Source organism: Algoriphagus litoralis, from assembly GCF_003259255.1.
GTDB classification, from domain to species: Bacteria; Bacteroidota; Bacteroidia; order Cytophagales; family Cyclobacteriaceae; genus Algoriphagus; species Algoriphagus litoralis.
On the sequence record NZ_QGOL01000009.1, the window covers coordinates 151,485 to 168,944 of the forward strand.

General features: G+C 43.0%; 7 protein-coding genes. 2 read left to right on the forward strand and 5 right to left on the reverse strand.

All coding sequences use genetic code 11. The features are described 5' to 3' along the window. Positions 1 to 82: 82 nt before the first annotated feature. The 5 genes from DK188_RS12155 to DK188_RS12175 all read right to left on the reverse strand — a co-directional run bounded on the left by DK188_RS12155 (position 83) and on the right by DK188_RS12175 (position 7,290). Positions 83 to 1,558: a lipopolysaccharide biosynthesis protein gene (locus DK188_RS12155; RefSeq protein WP_111671098.1), complete on the reverse strand. Its 1,476-nt coding sequence runs from the start codon at positions 1,556 to 1,558 to the stop codon at positions 83 to 85. Between the two features lie 167 nt (positions 1,559 to 1,725). Next, a complete protein-coding gene (gene feoB / locus DK188_RS12160; RefSeq protein ID WP_111671099.1) occupies positions 1,726 to 3,858 on the reverse strand; it encodes a ferrous iron transport protein B in 2,133 nt (710 codons plus the stop codon). Positions 3,859 to 3,862: 4 nt separating this feature from the next. After that, positions 3,863 to 4,084, reverse strand: coding sequence for a FeoA family protein (locus DK188_RS12165; protein ID WP_111671100.1), 222 nt, complete (start codon positions 4,082 to 4,084; stop codon positions 3,863 to 3,865). Between the two features lie 85 nt (positions 4,085 to 4,169). Further along, the gene (locus DK188_RS12170; protein WP_157963232.1) at positions 4,170 to 4,790 is read right to left on the reverse strand and encodes a hypothetical protein; all 621 of its coding nucleotides are present in this window, start codon (positions 4,788 to 4,790) and stop codon (positions 4,170 to 4,172) included. 88 nt (positions 4,791 to 4,878) lie between these two features. Beyond that, complete coding sequence (locus DK188_RS12175; RefSeq protein ID WP_111671102.1) at positions 4,879 to 7,290, reverse strand: TonB-dependent receptor; 2,412 nt, start codon at positions 7,288 to 7,290, stop codon at positions 4,879 to 4,881. A gap of 534 nt (positions 7,291 to 7,824) precedes the next feature. On the opposite strand from DK188_RS12175, the gene DK188_RS12180 reads away from it, so the two are divergent. After that, entirely contained in the window at positions 7,825 to 13,161 is a 5,337-nt protein-coding gene (locus DK188_RS12180; RefSeq protein ID WP_111671103.1) for a hypothetical protein, read from the forward strand. A gap of 24 nt (positions 13,162 to 13,185) precedes the next feature. After that, positions 13,186 to 17,409, forward strand: coding sequence for a hypothetical protein (locus tag DK188_RS12185; RefSeq protein WP_157963233.1), 4,224 nt, complete (start codon positions 13,186 to 13,188; stop codon positions 17,407 to 17,409). Positions 17,410 to 17,460: the final 51 nt, after the last annotated feature.

Consider the following 17,460-nt stretch of genomic DNA (forward strand, 5'->3'; position numbering starts at 1 on the left):
CTCGCCCAAAACGCAGGATAACAGTGGAAGTTTGCGGATTTAAGGCAGCTCAAATCTTGTCAGTACGGAGGTTTGTAACACTCTAAGGCCCGGACTTTTTTAATTTACTTTTTATCCAAGCCCATTCTTCTTTTCCCACTCCCAAAAGGTAGGATGAGATAAAAAACACGGCAAAAATCAGAATGGATCTACTGGTGATTTGCAGAATCGGGTGGACACTTGCCATTTTCAGATACACAGGCAAAAAAATCAAAAATCCTACGAGGAGAATTTTGAGAGTTTCAGCGCTGAATGGGTCCAAGCCAAGTTTGATTTTCAAATACCCATATTTGACCAGATTAAATGCAAGCATTATGGAGGCGGAACCGATTGCTGCTCCTTCGATTCCATAGATAGGAATTAACCAATAATTCACCGCCACGATAAAAACACTCATCGCTATGGTCAGGATGAGATTAAAACGGAAATACTTAGAAAAGACAAGAATCTCACCGTTTACAGAGAAGGCTACGTCAAAGATTTTACCCAAGGCAATATAAAAGACGACCATTTTACCTGTTTGATACAGTTCACTATTGGGTACAAAATGATAAATGCTATCAATGTTTGACCAGATCAGTGCAAAAAGTAAAAAACAGATGTAAAGTTGGCGATTGGAAATCTGCCGATAGAGTTTATTGATTTCCTGAATTTGATCTTTGGCAAACAGATCAGCAATCACCGGCATAGCCACCTGTGAAATAGCCCGTCTGGGTAACTCGACCACCAAAGCCATGTAAAATGCAATGGAATAGATCGCATTGGCCTCCAGACTTACCATTGAGCTGACCATAATGCTGTCTATTTTCATGATCAGCGTCGATGCAGCAGTGGCCAAAAAAGTCACCAGGCTGAACCGAATAAATGAACTCCTGAATCCAGCGGGGAAATTTTTCCAGTTAAAATCGATGTGGATTTTGCCAAGCCAGATGAGGTACATCACTACACCAAATAGTGCCAAACCATACACGACCACCAATCCTGCCATCACCTGATCAAAATTAATCCAGTCCAGTAGGTAAACTCCCACCAGAATCGAGGTCAAAAATCTGAGAAATACCTCTCGGAAAAAGGTTGGAATGGCTACTTTCAAATAAGACCTGCTGTAAGCATCCATCACACTACTGAGTAAGGCAAAAAGTGTGATCATCAACACAACCCCCAAAAAACCGATTACCTCTGGAGAATTGGTAGCAAACAAGGCCATGATCTGGACTTTGAATCCAAAGAAAATCACACTCACCGTAGCAAAACCCAAAAGTGATACAGCGAGGCTATAGGTCAGAAAGGCCGATTGGTTTTGCGCTAGCTTAGGAAAATACCGCGTAATGCCATGGCCTACACCGAGCTGCGCAAAAGGAACGAAAAGTAAGCCTAAGTCCTGAATCGTTCGGAATGTTCCAAGCTCAGTCGCGTCGAGCGCATAAGGATAGAGCCAAAGGACATTGATGTAGCCCAATACCACGCCGATATAAGAAAAAATGGTGGTTTGGATACTTTGCTGGGCGATTTTACTCATTGCTGAAAAGTAAAAAAAAAACGGGAATTCTTATGAACTCCCGGTCTTTTTAGGGTTTTACGCATTTATCGCAGCCCGGCTGAGTTTTGGGTTTTAGAAAGTACTTTCGACCCAAATAGATCAAAGAGGCCAACACCAATAGAATTACACCTATTTCTTGCCACATATTAGGAGAATATTTGATACGTAATAAAAGACATCACATATGCCAATACAGTCATGTATGCTGTCTGAATCAACGGCCACTTCCAACTTTTAGTTTCTCGTTTTACGATAGCCACGGTACTCATACATTGCATCGCGAAGACGTAAAAAACCATCAGCGAAAAGGAAGTTGCGACATTGAAGGTCTTTTGGCCTGTATTGGCGTTGACTTGCTGATCCAGTTTTTCACGGATGGTAAGCTCGTCTTCCAGATCACCGCCGATACTGTATATGGTTGCCATAGTAGATACGAATACTTCTCTGGCGGCAAATGAGGTGATCAGGGCTATCCCTATTTTCCAATCGTAGCCAAGTGGTTCTATCGCAGGTTCTATCGCTCTTCCCATGATTCCAATAAATGAGTTCTCAAGGAGCAGGGAAGTAGTCTCTGCTTCGATTTCAGCGATTTGAGCTTCATCGGATACATTTTCCAACTTGGATTCACCATCCATTCGGATTTGATCCATTCGGGAAGGGGGGCCATAGGACGCCAGCACCCAAAGTACCACAGAAATTGCCAAAATAACCTTTCCTGCTTCGAATACGAAGGTTTTGGATTTTTCAAACATCGTGATTCCTACATCACTCCATCTGGGAATTCGATAGGGGGGGAGTTCGGAAAGCAAGAAGCTTTTCTCGCCTGTTTTTAGAATCAACTTAAGCAAAAGCGAAGTGCCCAATACCCCCAAAATACCAAGAAGGTACAGACTCAACAGAGCCAAAGCTTGGAGATTGATGAATCCAAAAACGGTCTCATCGGGTACAGTCAAGCCGATCAAAATGATATAAACAGGCAATCTTGCAGAGCAACTCATCAAAGGCGTGACCAAAATGGTGATCATTTTTTCCTTCCAGTTGGATATATTTCGAGCTGCCATTACACCCGGTATCGCACAGGCTATACCTGATACCAGCGGAACGATACTTTTGCCATGAAGTCCAAAGGGTCTCATCCATCGATCCATCAAGAACACCACTCTGGACATATAGCCTGTGTCCTCCAAAATCGCCAGAAAGCCAAACAACAAGGAAATCTGGGGAATGAAAATGACTACTCCTCCAATGCCGGGAATAATTCCCTCGGCCAATAAGCGGGTCAAAGGACCATCTGGAAGCATCCCTGCTAATCCAGCACTGATGTCTGCAAACAATCCATCAATCAAATCCATCGGGAAGGAGGCCCAAGTAAAAATGGTCTGAAAAATCAAAAGCAGAATTCCCGCAAAAATCACATACCCAAATACCGGGTGGAGAAAGATTTTATCGAGATTGGAGGCAGGTTTTGGAATAGATTTTTTGACCAATGCATTGGTGACCAGCTCCGTGATCTTTCTGTAACGGATTTTGGTTTCTTCCAACTGGGCTTCTTCAAGATCAAAATTGGCGGATTGAACTACCTCCTCAAGATAGGCCCGATCACTTGCGGGAATGGCTTTATCCTTTGTGCCAAAACGGATCAGTTGATACGCTTGGTAATTATTTTCAAGGTCAAATTTGTCACGAACCTTGCTTAAGATTTCAGTAGGAACTACCTGCTGAATATCCAAGAAACCCTTCGCTTTTTTGAAGTTTCGCTGGCTAATCAGGTTTTTTACTTCATCCAGACCTTTTTGATTTCGGGCGTCGGTAGAGAGAATGGGTACACCAAGTGACTTAAATAGCTCAAAGGTTCTAATCTCTATATTTCGCTTTTCAGCCAAATCCACCATGTTGAGGATGATGGCCAGATTGATTCCCAGGTCAATTAATTGGGTGGCAAGAAAAAGCCCTCTCGAAAGCTGGGAGGAATCGATGACCATCAGCACAAAATCAGGCCGATCCTCCAATTTGGTGTGATTCAGCACCCGATGGGCGATGATTTCGTCTTCTGAATTTGGAAATAGACTGTAGGTTCCCGGTAGATCGAGTATTTCAAATGTTTCACCTGTGATCTGAATGAATCCACTTTTTTTGTCAACTGTAACCCCTGGGTAATTTCCGATTTTCTGATTTAACCCGGTGAGGTAGTTGAAAATAGTCGATTTGCCCACATTTGGGTTGCCCACAAGAGCAATCCTGGTGGTCAGAATTTTCTGAGTAAGAGTGGTTTCGGACATGAATTTAAATCAGTTCTACACGAATCAGGGCTGCTTCTGATTTGCGAAGGGCTAGGAGGGTCTCATCCATCAGAAAAGCCATTGGTCCTCCCGATGGGGCTAAGTGCTGAAGAAGAATTTGTCTTCCGGGCAGAAATCCAAGTTCCATCAGATTGATTTTCAATGGGGAAGGTAAAATCTCTATAATTTTTCCTGCTCTGTTGATCGGAAGGCTATCGGCTGTCATAGGGTCATTTTCTCCTGACCGCAAAAATAGACTATTTGGAATGAATCTAATGAAAAATAGACAAGATTTTTATCAGCTTTTCTGGCTATTTTACAGAAAGGAGCTGATTGGAAAGTACAAACTCCTGCGCATCGTCAAAAACCAATCGCATCTTAAACTCAAGGTTGAGTTCTTTTTCCGGATTTTGCAGCAAGCCAACTTTTAGATCCTCATATTGGTAAAGCTCTAGTCCTCCTTCCAAAAAATCCTCCAAAGCCGTCAATTCTGCCCCAAAAAAATAATTTACTCCAAAGAGTGAAGAGATGTCATCTCCCTCAGCGTAAACGACTCCATTACTTGTGGTGAATTCTTTCTCGTTGATGACTTGAATCAGACTGAGTGCATTTACGCTTTTAGGGGGAATGGGGCTGCAGGCAAATGCAGTTCCAAAGGAAGAGATCGCTGTTGCCTGATTTTGAACTTCCGCCAAAAATTCGACCTCATCTATTCGGATGGATTTAAACACTTGATCAAAGGCTTTACCTTCCGTGGCTACAACGGCTACACCAGACTTATCAACCGTAGATACCGATAAAGATTTGATTCTTATTTCTTGGAGTTTGGGACTAGGTCCGCAGCCGCAAGAATCTCGGCACAATAGTCCACAACTAATAGGCAGGAAGGCAAAAAACGCGAAAAGAGTAACTGTCGCAAATAATTTTTTCATCACGTTTTTCATTGTAAATCTGTTCGTCCCGCTAAACATAACGCTTGAATTCCTATCAATTAGGAATTGGAATGTTAAGTTTTTGAAATCAAAAACGGGTTTTTATCCCAAACGTGAAATTCCTGCCACTTGCTACAATCCCTGAGCTGTAGGGGCGATACAGTTTATTTCCGATGTTTTCTATTCCAGCAGCCAGATGAATCCAGCCTTTCAGTTCCCAAGTCGTATTGAGGTTAAAGATGGTCCAACTGGGAGAGAAAGGATTTCCATTTTCATCTACAGCATAGATGGCTGGCTTGCCAATTTCTTCCAAAGGCATTTCCTCAAAAGAGCGCTCTAAATTGTAAAAAGCAGTGAATTCCATCCGGAGTTTCTTGTGCTGGTAGGTGAGTCTGCTCAGTCCAAAGGCCGGAGCAGCATGCCTGGAAGGACTTTTTGTTTCGTCTTCCAACTCCTCTGTTCCTTTTTGCCAATTGTACCTTGAGGTAAGTAGGAATTTTTTACTGATTGCGATTTCAATACCCGTTTGGAAACCATAAACTTTGGCAAAGGCTGCATTCTGTAGGGCTAAAACTTCACTCAGCTCTCCATCATACATGATTTCAGCTTGACCGTTGAGGGTAAATAGTCGTCTGACCATGGCCTGGTCCAGTAAGGTGTAAAAAGCCGTAAAGTCCAACCTTACCCGATTTTGAAAATGTTTATTCAAGTTGATTTCGGCATTGTAGGCATATTCAGGCTTCAAGTCAGGGTTTGGAACGATGACAGTACCTGGCTCAGAATCAAATATTTTTCCGATATCATCGACATTGGGTGCTCTAAATCCTGTAGATATAAGCGGAGATATGGAAAAAGAAGGTTCTGGCTTGTAGATCAGGCCAATATTTCCTGTGATGGAGTGGTATCTATTTTCAGATTTTGAAAAAGGAAGTGGGAAAAAGGGCTGATTATTGGAAAAATCAGACGATAGGCTAGTGTAGTTGTACCTTAGCGCTGTTTGAAATTGTAAGTTTCCCGAAAGCTTGGAATGAAAGTTTACATAGCTTGCCAAAGAGGACCAGTTGGAGTTTGGATATCTGGCTGATGCTGGATCTATTTGACCTGAAGAGATATCGGTGACGCTCCCGTCGGAATTTACCTTGTTCAGTACTGATTCAAATCCATAAGTTAGGTAATTTTCATTTTTGAGATTTTTTAATAAATCTACGTTTAATGAAAATGAATGAACTTTTTCGGTTCTGGTAAATTCTTGTGACTGCCCAAACCTTCTGTCGATTCTGCTTTCTTCGAACAGTTGATGCGCACCGATGACTTTAATTTGATCAAACCATCTGGAATCCGATCTGTGGGTCATTTTCAAATTATTCATCATCCAGACCTGAGGTCCATAATCCCATCTGGCAAATCGTAGTTTTCCCTCTCTTTTTTCAATTAATCTGTCATATCTGGGGATGTCTGTCGATTTGCTATAATGAAATCCATATTCCCAAATGGTTTTTTCACTTGCTTGGAATTTGACCTTCTGCATCAGATTGAATTGGTCATAACCACTTCCTACTTGAACTCGTGGATCAGGATTCTGGATCTGGAGGTCTGTTCCGTTTTCTGTGGATTGATATTCGGATCTTAAATATGAATCGGGCCCGCCATTTTTGCCCATTTTCAAATCTCCATAATCAAAATGGCTTACACTACTCAGAAAGCTCCATTTGCCACTTCCATAAGTAAAATCAGCATGAAAGGATTTCTCTGAATAAGCAGAGGCATACCTGCCTAGTATAGTTCCTGAAAGCGATTTATCCTTTCTGTTTGGTGAAAGCGTCTCAAAAGCCATCACGCCTCCAATAGCATCCGAACCATACATAACCGAACCCGGGCCAAAAAGAATTTCAGTAGTCTGAAGGGTAAAGGGGTCTAAAGAAATGACATTTTGCAGGTTTCCACTGCGAAAAATAGCCGTGTTCATCCGGATACCATCCACTGCATAAAGCAACCGATTCGCCGAAAAACCTCGAATCATTGGGCTTCCTCCACCCAGTTGGCTTTTTTGAACAAAGACTTCTCCGCTACTAGCTAGCCAATCTGCTGCATTGCTTGGATTTCGAATGTCCAGCGTTTCAGGATTGAGCGACCGAACTTTACTAGGTAAGTCTTGGGTATTTTGTCTCCATCGTGAAGCCGAAATAACGGCGATATCCAAAGTAATCTGACTTGGGGTCAACTCGATTTGAAATCCATCTTCAGTTAATTTTTGCCAAGTGATAGAAATGGATTCGAATCCTAGCAGCTGAAAAACAATCGTAGGTTGACCCTGAAACATCCCAATATCTGCCTTACCAAATGCATCGGATACAGTACTTTTTCCAGGATCTCTGGAGTAGATCAATACCCCTTGCAAGGGTTCTTGGTCTTCTTTATCCAGCACAAGAACATGCTGTGCTACTGAAAAATCAATTCCCAGCACCATCAAAAGAGAAAACGCAATAATTAACCGAAACATAAAATTAATTTCCGCTCGAATTTAAAAGAATTCATTCATAGCACAGGGATAGAATTGACAAATGGTTTTTTTGATAGATGTATACCTCTTTTTCTCAGCTGCAGCTCAGGCAATAAATAGACTTCATTTCACTAGATAGTCAAGAGACCATAGGCTCTGGGATTGACATTCGATACGAGTCTGTCTTGAGATGACGGGCCTAATTAGTTTGAATTTAATGCAACTTTAACCCAAAAAAAGGTTTGTTTACCCATTGCCACATTATTTGGAGTTCTGGATCCTTCACGCAAACAATTTTTAGTGTAGAAGGAAATAGTACGGAACTTTTTTACCTAAAGTATTTTATCACTAGAAGCTTTAATTATAAGAAAATCAATATTTTATCAATCATTTTGTTGGATTCTTTGGTAGAATTTTCCTAGCTTTTAATTCTATTTTTCAATTTTTGTCCGGTTTCATAGAAGGTTTTTTAGTGGTGGTTGAAATCCTACCTTAATTGAAAATAGGTTATCCTATAACCAAAATTTTTTTCTCATGGAAAAAGACCAATTAAATGCGCTTTTGGCTGACCTGTTTGGACATTTTCAACTCAATACAGCCCAAGAAACAAAACTCTGGAATGAAGGTTTGCCGCTCATGGCAAAGAACCTTCTCGCCGAGGATGGCCAAAAGTTGAAAGCTGATTCTTTCAGTTTCGAGCGGACACAGCTATTTGCCTACGATCGGATTAAGCCAGCGCAAATGGAGAAAATCCGCCAAGTGGCCGAAACGGTAAATGTCAAAGAAAGCGAACCCGAATTGAAGGCCTTTGTAAGAGAAGTGCCGATCAAGTCTACCCAAATAGGCCGCAGTGTGCCCAGCTGGGCTGCAGGTGCAAAAATTGAAAAAACCATAGGTCCATTGGTGAAAGATGATGGCCGTATAGTTGCGATTGACTTTTACCGTGTGGTGAAGCTTATTGGGATTTACCAGCAAAATAGCCCTTTGCCCGTAATCTTATTTCAGGCTCAGTTTCAGGACCGAAAAGTAAAGCCAGTTAATGCTCCACCTATAGAGGTGACCAAAAATTATGCAGTGGTAGCTGGAAGTGTATGGGTCCGCTGCGACATGCTAGCTCAAAACGCTCCGTCCAACCGCTATGTAGGTCTCAAGGTCCGATCAGGTCAGATTCAGCTCAGTCAAAACCCAGTCTTACAAAACGGAAAACTAGTATTAGGAGCCCAAACGGGTGTTCAAGTGGCCTTGGTTTTGGGGCAAACTGTACCCGAACCCTTTACTAAAAAGAAACATGGTACTGACGCCGCGGCAGCCAAAATCAAAACCCCAGAAAATTTTTCCTTTTCATTTACAGGTGTATCAAAAGCACAAATCTCTGCTTTAGGATCTGGTGAGGCAGAGCTCTATGGGCAGCAATTTACCTTTCAACAAAAGAATGCGGCCCCAAGCTTTTCAGCGCAGCTGAGTCGCCTGTTGATTCCAATGGCCTGCAATCAGTCCGAGCTCAAACCTGCAAAACTGCAGAGTCCAATTTTTGAACTCAGTGAACGTGCGCCTATCCAGTCTACAGCTTGGGCCATACCAGCTGCTGAGCTTGATGTTAATAATCCACTTGAAGTATCTGGTGCTGGTGGTTTTTTATTGGAAGGAAAGCCTGGATTGAAATGTACGTGGACAGGGTTGCAGATTAGAAATTTGAAACTGCAAGCTCCCCAAATTCTGGTAGACCCAGGAAGAATTGGATTAACAGATTTGCTTGGTGTAGGAGAAGGTGCATTTCAGGAGTTTGGACATTGGCAAGACGCGCAAAATCCCCACGGAACAAGCCTTCATTTATCACTGGGCAAGCAGACTTCCCTCCTGTATAATTCACTCGCTGAAGGAGTAGAAGCGGTTGTATTTAAGGCAAATGCCGTCCACCATGTGGATCGACCAGTTCTGGTAAGTAGCTTGCCAGTGGAGATTAAAACAAAAGATAGTCTGGTCGTTTTGGCCGGAGGAGAAGACAAGAATTTCCTTTATCTCATCGATGACAATATTCTATGGGACAATAAATTACCCTTCGATAAGGTTCCTAAATTTAAGAGTTTAGCTCTTGCCTTGGAGAATGCACTATTTACGGTGACTCCAGTGAATGGCGCGATGATTTTTGGGGAATGTTCTTTGGATTGGACTCGGATTATCAAAAGTGAGACCTTTCTTGTTTTTGGACTATTAAAGTACCTTCCGACCTTGCCAGATCCCTATTTGGCAAATCTTGGTGTGCTCAAGCGGTTTTCAGAAATCAAAGACAAAAAAGGATTTGAAGGGATAGTCAGTTGGCTGGTATGTCAGATATCACAGCATCCAGTCGTCAATAGACCGGATAAGGTCAAGGTAAATTTTCACTTTGGTCTTGAATCCAATACACAACAAAACGCTGGATCAGTGGAATGGTCAGCTCGTGCCATGAGTGGTGAGTCGTTTGTATCAAACGCTATCATCCATACCGACAGTTCGGTAGTTAATAGAAAGCTGGTAAAGCAGGAGCCGTTACCTCCATATGAGCAATTTTTGGCGCCTCATATTCAAAAGTATGAGAATGATTATTTCTCCCTCTTGGATGTCAGTTCCAATGCCAACCAGATGGGAGTTAGTTTAGGAGCTTCTTTGATGAGGCGTGTTACCACTGGTATAGCTGTCGGCAGAGGGGTAAATGATGCCCATATAGAATCCAATTCCAATCCGATGTTTGGAGTGGAAGGGATGGAAGTGATCGTTCGAGGTTCGGCTGCCCGTCTTTTTATGCTTCCCCAGGTTGCATGGGAGCCCGTTTTCAATCTGACTCCTCCAGGAAATAATGTTGTGGGCGATCCTCTTTTGTTTTTTAATTACTACCCAAATGACGGGGGGCCTACCCGAATTGCCAATTACCATTCCGGGCAGGTTCCCCTTGCACCGAGACCCTTAGTAAAGTTCACGCTTGAGCAATACAATAAGCAAAAAACAGCGGTAGACGCTTTGTTTACGCTTCCGTTTGGGATCAAAGCATTGGCCGAGCTTTCTCATACTGAACCTCGAGAATCTCAAAAACCTGAGCTTAAACTTATCAATCCAAGTTTCCCCAATGATTTGATAGGAGGAATTCAGTTAAGAGCTGTCGCCAAAGATTATGGAAAAGACGCCATTGAAGGCGCTGGTCCGGACAGTGCAATGTTTAAGGGATTTACTATTCAGTTGGCTAATATTCTTAAAATGAACGGCCAGCCTAATAACACGAGTACCTTAGGCAGAAGTGTAACCAAAATTTTCAACAGTGAATTTTTTGCAGACGAATCTACACCTGCTACACTTAAAAAACGTGGAGTTCCCTTGTCCTACATTGATTTTACCGGATATGGAGCAAGTACATTCAGCAATTGGTTTAGCCCAAGAGCTGCAATAGCTGAGACCAGTCAATCAAGGTTTGATATTATGTTGGGTCGAACGGGGCATGAGGTAATTCAGGTGAAAAGTCTGCTCTATCCTTGGGGGATTCGTGTAGTAAGAACTATCACACTTTTCCGAACCGGCTCAGGATATGTGTTCAGGACTGATAGTGGCTGGCAGGCAGAATCGGATGGCCTCTTTGATTTTCAATACAAGTACATTGATAAAAATAAGCCTACCGAAGGAGTAGATGAATCGGGAAATACCATTTACCATACAGTCACCAAAACACCATACAAACTTCATACAGGTCCCATCCGAGGATTGTTTAATGTGACCAATATTCAAGAAGATGGAAGCATAGCTGAATACAATGTGCCAAAAGCCATCAAAGTTCCGAATGGTCAGTTTTACGTAGATGAGTTTGGTGAGTGGAGCAAAAATGAAACTGGGGAGGAAATCACCCGAGATGTAATTCTAGCGGCTGTCTGGTTTGATGCGGATATCAAGATGGATAATTTGGTCCAAGGTCATAAGAATGGTATGACTCCATCCAAAAAGATCTTGGGCTATGTTCAACTTGCACCACAGGGCATTACTATTCCTGAGCAGGATTTTGTGAACCTTTTGACTATCCAGGGAGGATTAATTGGAGGGGATGTCGACTGTGTCATGGACCTGAACAAATCAGGCCAATTGATGCGAATTACCCGATTTGATATTTCGCCTTCTGTTGCCAAAGACAATACTTCCCCAGTATTTGTAGCTGCTGCTAGAGGAAGCGTGCTTTTACCTAAAGACGGTAGTTGGTCCCTAGTCCAGCATGAGACAGGGACGGGAGAAATAACCCCACTTCCAACTTATGTTCCTGTACCGGTCATTCGAGAGGGCCTTTGGAAACCCGGAAATCCACTCGAAAATTCTGTTTTAAATACTAAACTACTTCGAATTGCTCATCCTAAAGAAATTCTTAGGGATCCTGTGGAGGAGACGATAAATTTTGGATTTCTTCAGACTACAGCTACCCAAAAGGCCTTATTTCTCACTCCAAGCTTCAAGCATCAGACCAAGAAACTTCTGAGCAAAACGCCTCCAGCCTTTGCCGATGCATATCGATTAATGAATAGTAGCAGCATTTTCCCAAACATCGGCGATGGGTATTCTAACCTTGGAAAGGCGGTTGCCCTGGTCAATGGGATAGACGCCAACGGTAATCCCCTCGCCGCATTTAAATCTAACTCCATTCTGGATGGTGATCGGGAAGTTTTCGAGTTACTGGATTTGGTTGTAAAACAACAAGCGGGCGAAATAGTCGACCGCGGATTTAAGCTGCTTTCAGGGGAAGCAAATGACTTGCTCAATAAGGCTATTGCTTTTGATATACCCACATTAGATCCTTTGTATTTGGTCAATATGGATGCTTTGAAAATTTATATTGAATACAAAGCCAAGGAGACCAAACCGGGAAATAATACCTATGTAGATTCCAAGTTGAATTTTGACGTGGATTCATTTGCCAATGATCTCAAGGATACTTGGAAAAGCCGTGTAAATAATGTGGCGATGGTAGTTGACCTCGGGTCATTTGAGCGGTTGATGACCATCAAAGGAAACTTTGACGCCCAAAAAGGAAAAGAATCCGGATATGAAGGCGGACCAAATAATCCTTCCAAACTCGAAGGTCTTCCGACTCCAGAGATCGAATTCAGCGAGGACCTTCAGCCGGTCATAGACTTGCTCCAACTTTTGGCTTCCATGTCAACCGGGAATTATGCGGAGGTGATGAAAAAAGGCCTGCAAATAGCAATGAGCAATGCAGGTGAAATCTGGGAATATAAGTTCGAAGCCACGAAAGAGATTCCTTTGGTACGGTTTCCACCGGAGGACAACCTGTATAATTCTCCTCAATGTCCGCTTCGACTGGAAGCAGGACTTTCACTCGGGGTCTACTTCAATGCAGCACTAAAAGTCACTACGGATCCCACTCAGCTTTTGCCAACGGCAGGTGGATTTATCCAATTCAAAGGTGGACTTGAAGTCATGTGCGTCACAGTAGGAGGAGCGACTATTTATGCCATCGGTGCTGTGGAACTTAAGCTTGCCTGTGATACCAAGATCGGACCGAGCTTGCAAATGAAGTTTGGGTTTGGCGCTTCGATATCGGTAGGATTGCCGGTGATCGGGACTGTAAGTGTCACCTATATGGTGGGCTGCGAAATCTATGCTTCTGCCAATGAAATTGCAGTGACAGCATTTATGCTCTTCAAAGGACACGCAAGCCTGGCATGGGGCTTAGTCAGTGTGACAATTTATATCGAAGCAAGTGGGACCGTCAAACGTATCGGTGGATCTAATGGAAAGACGGATTGCACTGCCTCAGTCACCTTCGGACTAGACATCAGCATCTGCTTCGTCATCGATATCAGCTTCGAAGAAACCTGGCAGGAAAGTCGTCAAATCGCCTAATTTTTTCACAAAAATATTTTCATCATGGAACCAAGAAGAATCCTAACACTTATGACTTTCCCTCAGCGATTTGAGGGAAATGAATTAACTGTAAATATTGTCGTCGTACCGAGAAATAGCGACCCCTTCAAACCTTGGCCAACTGGCTTAGGCAATCCTTTTCCCTCACAAGTCCCAGGTTTTGCCAGCTTACAACCCAAATTCCAACTGGCAATTGTCAGAGGTACCGATGATTTCCCCTTGAGTAATGCCACTGCAGAGAGTAGAAAGCCCATCCAAAAAAGTGTGGAAGTAATCCCTGCAAGCAAGAAAGCTGAGTATATAGATCAGGTGGCCAAGTCATTTAAAATGCCAATCACCGACACATCGGATAAGCTGCCGGACCCTGTTCCTTTAAACGAAGCGGGTAAGCGAGGAATTAAAAAATACCTGCCATTGTCCTACCGTGAGCGGTTCAATTTCACGGTTCCGCGCCATCCCAATGCAGTCACAGATGATTCCTATGAATGTGCTGTCCGCGACAAATTTGAACTTATTCAAGATTACAAGCCCAAAGCTGCTATCAGCTGGGGTAAGGTTTTTGCGACTATTCTAAGACAGCCCGTTTTAGCCAAAGCCTGCGGAATGATCTATGAGGTGAAGTTGCAAGTGGAGCCGGGTTGGTTTGAAAATGGAGGTTACCTCTATGCCGAAATTCTCGAAGGAAGTTATGAGTCTGCACAAAAAGAATTATTGAATAAAAATGATGGACCCCTTATCAAGCGGTATGCTGCAAAGATTCCCAATCTGAAAAAAGGAGAAAATAGGCCTGTTTTTGCCCCAGTGCTTTTTCCTGTCCTATACCAAAAACCAAGCGATGCTACCGAACCTATACCTCCAGGGCCATGGGATGAGCTATTTCTGGAAGCACACTTGTACAGCGATGGTTTTGCAAAAATAGTCCACGCCAATCAAGCTCAAAGTGGAAACCTACTCCAAGAAAAACCGGATGGATTACCACCTCAGTCGGATTCGGGAATCAGATTGGGTTGGGATGATGAGCAGATTTTGATGTGGTATTTGAGACAAGTATTGGAAAATCCAGGAGATAGTCTTGGTTCCGGAAAGCGTCTCGATTCTGCCTTGGGAGTCCTTGGATATCATATCGATGTCAAGAAAGCCGAGGAGGGTGCTGAATGGGAAAGTTTGAATGTGGTTCAAATAAATAAGACCGAGGATCAATTAACTGGAGATTTCGCAAATCAAAAAGTGGAGCTTCCCTATCAGGTATATCCTACAAAGAATGCTGGTCAAAATAGTGATGGCTACTGGCTTCCGATGTATTATTCATATTGGATTGGAAAAAGTCTCTCTACAGAGGATAAAGATGCAATCGCTATTTACAAAACAGATCAGGATCATGGAAAGGAACTCAAAAGTACAGAATCCAATAGAGTTTCTCCCAATCGAACCTTAGTTCCGGGTGAGATCAAGACACTGCTTCGGTACGGAAATACGTATCGTTTCCGAATCAGAATGGCGGATATTTCCGGTGGAGGTCCATCTTTAAAAGATAAACCGATCAATTCTGCCCCTAGTCCCGAGACTTCAGTGTCTTTCAAACGATTTGTAAATCCAGGGATGTTGAGGATAGACAAGCCACTTGATTTTAGATCAACCAAGGCAGCTTATTTTAATTCTGCTGATCAGGAGGATTCTACATTTAATGACAATGTCACCTTGACCATCGAGAGACCACTTTTGGAGTATCCAGCGGTAGTCTTTACGGATAAATATCAAAAAATCGGGCAAGACCCAATTGCCTTGCTGAAAGCTATTGATACTGGAAAAATTCTAAAGCCAGCTCTGCCAGATCCAGATGTCACCAAGGTGCAAGTCCTAGTAGAAGTGAAATCTCTACGAATGGATACTCAACTCAGTCGGTCAGGTCAGGATAGCTTTATTCCACTTTATTCTCGAGAGTGGGATTTTCCTTTGGATTTTCATGAAAAAATTGATCTTCCGGTCAATTTTATCGATGTCCCTGTCCTCAATCTTGGTGAGCAGGCAGATCCATTTTTATCCCAAAAGGCACTTTTTGATGAGCTTTCTCAAAATTCAATAGTCTTGCCTACAGGGCGACACATCCGCGTTTCCCTCCGAGCTGTGGCCACGACTGAAGGTGATGAGGTCTCATATTTTGGGATACTTGATTCGGATGAAGATAAGGATAGCCGATTTGGTAAAGTACAGCAGTTGATGTTTTACAAGGAAACAGAGAATGAGGAGGATTTACTAGTACCCTACAAAAATATTCCTGAACTCCAGGCGCTTTACCTTAAGCCAGATCCGGTCCCAACTGTTAAGCAGCTGAGTCTGGGTGCTAGACTCCGTAGAAAATCCGAAAATGATCAACCTGATGTGGTGAAGCGGATTGCAGATGCGCTGGGACTGGAGTCAAAAGGATTGACCCTCATGGCAAGGAAGGGAGAGCGGGTGGCATTTGGATGCAGCGCTAGAATTCGACATTCACTTGCGCCAGATGGAAGTAGTATCACATTTGCATCCAAATCGGACCTGTATTACCATTGGGTGACTTGCCTGAGCTATCAATTGAATAGAGATTGGAGTTGGGATGGACATGAAGATGTCGCTTTTGTGATCCAGCGAAAGCACCGCTTCAGAAGAGAACCTAAAAAGGATATTCGAATCAATGACTATTTGGATGACATTGAGATCAAGCACACCGTTTCCTTTGAGGCTTTGCAGTCGGATGGCTTTGATAGAATCAACCGAAATTATACCCGCATAATCTACCTCGATGCCCTAGAACCCAAAAATGAGCGGCTGTTGTCTAACTCGCTGAATCCCAGATATCCTGATGAGCTATGGGCAGAATATACCTTGGTGCCCAAAATGAAGAAAGGTCATGCCAGCGCTAAGTCGGTGGAAAGCGATTTGATCAAATTACCTACGGTCTTGAATCCTTCGCAGACTCCAAAAGTGGTCAGTGTGGGTCTGGCTTTTTCCCCATATGAGCGATCCGAAGATTACAGCAGCTCAGAGGCGAGAAAGAGATTTCTTTGGGTGGAGTTTGAAGAGTCGATTCAAAACCCGGATGACACCTATTTCTGCAGGATGCTGGCAAATGCTCCAGATCAGCTGATTTCAAATAATGACTGGGATCTACAGCAAATACCTGAAGAGGCTTCGCTGAGCTTGGACCCAGAAGTTATCCGCAGGATTATTCCCGGTCAGAGTGATGATAAATCCGGTATCGATGCCATGCAGATGATGATCAAATCGACAGATAGCGATAGGCATTATTTACTTCCCATTCCTCCTGGTCTCCATCCCGAAAGCCCTGAGATGTTTGGCTTTTTCACCTATGAATTCAGAGTTGGACATGCACATTTCATTGATCGGGAAAAAGAAGATGATGAATTGGATGATTTGACCTTTAGTTCTATCAACGATTTTGAATTTACAGATGGCACGCCAAAAGGTAATTTGTGGTCTACCGCACAGGGAAGATTTGGTAGAGAGCTGCGAGTGACTGGTTTGCAGCATCCTGTTCCTACTTTACTTTGCACACTCAATAGAAATGAAAACCACATGTATGTCTCTGCACCTTTTGCAAAAGCCGTTTTTCAGGGTAAAAATGTGACATCCAAGCCGCCTAGAACCAGCCTCTGGACCTTGCTGTATGCCCAGGTACATCAAGCTGATGGGCTGGATCACCGTAATATTTTGCTCGCTGAGCGAAGGATGAGAACTGATGTGAGAGTCAATACAGATCCAAAAGAATTGAAACGAGTGGCAAAACTCACAGAAGAGACCTACTTCAGGCCTGATTTGCCTAAATATTCAAAAGGAAAATTTGAATTCAGTGAGGCACAGATTTCTGCAGCGACCTTTTTTGCAAATCTAAAAGAATCACATCCGGTAGGAACAGCCGTATTTACATCTCAGGAAATTGCCGCGTATTTGACGGATATGGGATTGCCTGAGGACAGTTCCTTGAGTGTTTTAGTCGTGGAGATTTTTGGCAATATCACCAATATCCGTCAGCACTTAAATAGCTTCAACTTTAGGAATCAGCGAATCAATGATACGGAATTTGAAACAGCAGCCAGACGGATGATGGAGACTACCACCGTAAGTCAGGAGGATAGAGATGATCTAGGGGATAATCTGGGAAAATTCCGAATTCTCAGAACTTCACCTTTGACCAAGGTTCCTTTTGTTTGCTGTCCGACATGTGAATGAGTTTTTATGTAACTAAAATCAAAAAATCCCGGCCCAATGGTCGGGATTTTT